This is a genomic window from Parafilimonas sp. (assembly GCF_047606085.1).
GTDB lineage: Bacteria > Bacteroidota > Bacteroidia > Chitinophagales > Chitinophagaceae > Parafilimonas.
The window spans coordinates 1-4,564 of record NZ_JASGEX010000126.1; the positions used below are offsets into that span (position 1 = coordinate 1).

At 41.7% G+C, this 4,564-nt stretch carries 4 protein-coding genes; all 4 read left to right on the forward strand.

The genetic code is table 11. The features are described 5' to 3' along the window. The coding region (locus QM629_RS11345; RefSeq protein WP_415159987.1) for an FAD-dependent oxidoreductase at nucleotides 1-539 on the forward strand (539 nt) is incomplete at its 5' end. 178 nt (nucleotides 540-717) lie between these two features. Continuing rightward, the gene (locus tag QM629_RS11350) at nucleotides 718-2,286 is read left to right on the forward strand and encodes a hypothetical protein (protein ID WP_415159988.1); all 1,569 of its coding nucleotides are present in this window, start codon (nucleotides 718-720) and stop codon (nucleotides 2,284-2,286) included. A 98-nt stretch (nucleotides 2,287-2,384) separates the two neighbouring features. Then, complete coding sequence (locus QM629_RS11355) at nucleotides 2,385-4,259, forward strand: FAD-dependent oxidoreductase (RefSeq protein WP_415159989.1); 1,875 nt, start codon at nucleotides 2,385-2,387, stop codon at nucleotides 4,257-4,259. 1 nt (nucleotide 4,260) lies between these two features. Further along, the coding region (locus tag QM629_RS11360; RefSeq protein WP_415159990.1) for an SGNH/GDSL hydrolase family protein at nucleotides 4,261-4,564 on the forward strand (304 nt) is incomplete at its 3' end.

Sequence of the window (4,564 nt, forward strand, 5' to 3'; positions counted from 1 at the left end):
GATTAGCAAAAGATGAGTTTACAGATAACAATAACTGGCCTTATGAACTGTATGTAAGAGAGGCGCGCAGAATGTTGGGGGCTTATGTAATGATACAAAAAGATGTAATTTCTGAACTTCAAAAACCTGATCCTATCGGCCTGGGCTCCTATGGCCTCGACGTGCATAAAGTACAAGGATATGCCAATGAAAAGGGCATCTTGAAATATGAAGGCGGATTGCAACGCACCGAACCGGAAAGAATGAAGCATATTCCCTACCAAATCCCTTATCGCTCTTTAGTTCCCAGGCAGGGAGAAATTACCAATCTATTGGTTACAGTATGTATTTCTATGAGTCATGTCGTTTGTGCTTCTTTAAGGATGGAGCCTCAATACATGATTATAGGCCAGGCGGGAGGCGCTGCAGCCAAGCTGGCTATAATAGAAAATATTTCTGTTCAGGATGTTCCTTATGATAAGTTAAAGCAGTTGCTAAAGAAAGGAAACGTTTATACAGACTCAAAAATTAAAAGCTTAAAAGATATAGGAGCGGAATAACATTACCGTCATCTCTAAATAAAAGTCAATGTCAAATTGGTTTATATGCAGCAGAAGCTCAAGGTGGAGGTGGCAAGTCTTGTCAGTAACGTTGAGTTTGAGTTATTCTTTTTTCTGTAATTCAGGCGCTGCACAGTGGCCCCGGCAGGCGGCGCCTAAATATCTTTTACAATGTAGTGTGATAGCCCATGCTCCGGCCGATATGTATCTTGCGCAATCTATTTCAGGGTTAGCGGCACAAGCTCTCAATGAAGGACGTTCCGATGAAGGTGTGTGGATAAGAAATGGTAATAATATTTATGAGTCCTATTTAGGCGCCCTCTGTAACCGCCTCAAATTAAAGGGTCGAGGCACATTTACCACATGGGAGTTGGTGAATCGTTTCAGGAAGTCTGGTATTATAAAAGGGTATATTTTATATGATTTAAAAAAAGGGGACAATTCAATAAATCTTGCAACCATACAGGCTGGTTTAAAACAGGCAATACTTATAAGTGAATCCCAGGAAGCAAATGCAAAGGTTATGGAATTGCCAATGTTGTTCGATGCAAGACATGCTTCCCTGGATCTTACTTTTTTTGAAGAGGTAAAAAGTTTGATACATCCTGGTTTGCTGGTAATATCAAATCCTGAAGTTCCCAATAACAGGGACTACGCTATTGCCCATAAAAGTTTTGTTTACTATGGTGTAGATAGTTTGCTGGAATACGTATTAAAAAGTATGCCGCCTTTGTCCACTGTTATTGGATGGAATAAAGGAGATGAGTTTAAACATATTTCAGTATGTACATTGTGGGGACATATTAATACTGTAAGTGATTATTGCCTGAATCTTCCTATGCTTTCATTATCTGAAAATTATATTGTTAAACCGTTAAAATCGCTGGATCCGCGTACCATTCAATGGAATAAAAGTACTCCCGCCTATACGTCTTTTGTAATGAGCGATGGTGATAATATGCAATGGACTATGAACCAGTTTATGCAAAGCAAAGAATACTGGGCAAATGATTTTAATAAAGATCTGAAAATGGGTTTTACTACCTGTGTTAATAGCCTGCTGTTAGGGGCGCCGGATGTATTTTCCGAACTAAGGAGAACACAACCTGCATTATCATCAGTAGTGGAATACGGCGGTGGTTATTATTATCCCGACTTATTCGCAAAAAAGCGGTCTGACAGATGGGACCTGCTTCGTCAATTCGCGGTCCGGCTAAATAATAGTATGAAGCTTTCGGGTATTAAAGTTTTAGGGCTTATTTGCAGAAATGTAAACAGCGAAGATTCGAAAAAGGCGTTCCGGATCTTTGCCGAAGAAATTGAAACATTAACCGGGATTATTGCTGTTCAGTATTCGCCTTATAACGGTGGTAACGGTGAGTTGTACTGGACATTTAACCGGCAAGGGATTGCGATTCCCATTCTTACTGCGAAATACCAGTTATGGGCTAATCTAAACAAGCCTGGCTCCGGTAACCCTGAAAAAATAGCTTCTTTAATCAATAGTGAATCTAACAATGCTCATACCTGGACGATTGTACATGCCTGGTCGCGATTTAATAAAGATGCAGATGGAAGTATTAATGACGTACCAAAAGGTAGTAAAAACGGCATGAGAGGTGTAACGCCGGTACATTGGATCTCAAAGCTGCTTAATAAAAATGTTTCAGTGGTTTCTATTGAAGAATTGCTGTGGCGTGTTCGGATGGAGCATCATAAAGAACAGACGCTCCAGTTTATAAAATAACCTGTTTGAACATTAATCTTAATAAACTAAATATGATTAAACGATTTTGCTTATTTAAAAAAAAGGTGCTGTTGTGTATTGTAACTTGTCAGATGTTAATGATGTTGGCTAACGCGCAGGATGCCAATAATACGTATGATCTGGTTATTGTAAGTGGTACCCCAAGCGCTATTATGTGTGCCATTGCCGCTGCACGGGAAGGAAAAACATCAGTAATACTGGAACGAACCTCACATATTGGTGGATTACCGGCAAATGGGTTAGGTGCAACGGATATTATTACCAGGTCGGCTACCGGAGGGTTGTTTCTGGAATTCGTAACACGCATTAATAATTATTATAAAAAAACTTATGGCGCCAACTCGCAACAGGTGATGGATACGCGTGGTGGCTATCGGTTTGAGGCTTCAGTGGCTGAAAAGATATTACATCAAATGTTAAACGAACAGCCGTTAATAACAGTGAATACAAATCGCCAGTTTGATGCAATGCCTGAAAATGTAAAGATGGATAAGGGGGCCATTACGTCTATTACCATTTTAAACCGGCAAAGTAAAAAAACGGAGGTTTATAATGGAAAAATTTTTATAGACGCAACCTATGAAGGTGATCTGATTGCAGCTGCAGGCGTTCCGTTTGCTTTAGGCAGAGAAGGTAAAAAGGAGTATAACGAGCCTTATGCAGGCATCGTTTATAAGTTGTGGGAGAAAGAAGGGCAGGAACAGGGCAGCTCTAATCTGGGCGACAATGCCATTCAGGCTTATAATTATAGATTGTGTTTAACTACCGACAACCGGAATAAAATACCCATCTCAAAACCGGCAAATTATAATCGCGAAGAATATGCTTCCATTGTTGATGATGTGCTGACAGGCTTTCACTCCGGTGTGGAATACGAAATGCAAACGGAGTCAGAACGGGAGCAAAATAAAAAGCGCGCAGCAATGGGGCTGCCGCCCGAAGGTAAAAATATGCCGCAGGGCATGCAACGGCTGGTGAACAAGGTGGTTTTGCCTAACAACAAAACAGATGCTAATAACCAGCATAGGGCTTTGGTTTCAACGGATTTACCCGAAGAGAATTGGGCTTGGCCGACATCCGATTGGCAATGGCGCGACAAATTCGCTGAAAGATTGAAGAACTATACATTGGGGCTTCTGTATTTTGGTCAAAACGATCCGGCGTTACCGGCATGGTTTAGAGATTCATGCGCTTTGTGGGGGCTTGCTGCCGACGAATATACAGATAACGGAAATTTCCCCAGACAAGTGTATGTGCGGGAAGGCAGAAGAATGAAGGGCGTGTATGTATATAAAGCAGGGGATGCGCTGCCCGTACAAAAAGGCGGGCGGCCACCTGTCCATGAAACAAGTGTAACAGGCGGGCATTACGGAATCGACTCACATGCTACGCGCAAAAGAGAAAAAGGCAAAAATACTTTGGAAGGTTTTTTAAGTTATTCGGCGGCTCCTTATACTGTGCCTTATGAGGTTATTGTTCCACCAAATGTTGATAATTTATTAGCTCCTGTTCCGGTTTCTGCTACGCATTTAGGATTGGCCACCTTGCGAATGGAACCTTGCTGGATGGCCTTGGGCCAGGCTGCAGGAGTTGCCGCTTCTATTGCTATTAATGAAAAAAAAGCAGTTCAGCACATCAGCAGGAATGTGTTGCAGGATAAGCTGTTGGATCAGCAGGCCGTATTGATCTGCTTCAAAGATGCTGAACCTTCCAACCCTCATTTTAAAGCATTGCAGTATTTAGGTTTAAAAGGTTTTGTAACAGATTGGAACGCCCGTTTAAATGATATGGCAACGCCCGCTGATTTAAAAAACTGGGAGAAAAGATCAGGGCTGAAACTACCGGGTTGGGCGGGTAAAAAAACACGCGGCGAAGTATTGACATATATCTGTCAAAAAATAAAAACCCATTCATCTCTTTCAATGCCAGCCATAGCGCAGCATAATCATTAATATGGAAAGAAAAGATTTTATCCGTAAAGCATCGGTACTCTCGTTGGGTATGTTAGGCGCCGGGAAAATAAGGGCGCACAGCACCGCTGCAGAAAGCCCGGAAATAATTATCAATGCAGGGGTAGCCGGAAATACTACCAAAAATTTGTTGGCTCGCATTAGTACTGATTGCCTGCAGCATAAACCTACACTTGTCATTATGATGATCGGAACAAATGATATGAACCACGGCAAATACATTCCATTGCCCGGGTATAAAGAAAACCTCGAATTGCTTGCCGATACGATTTTGAAAAACGGGAGCC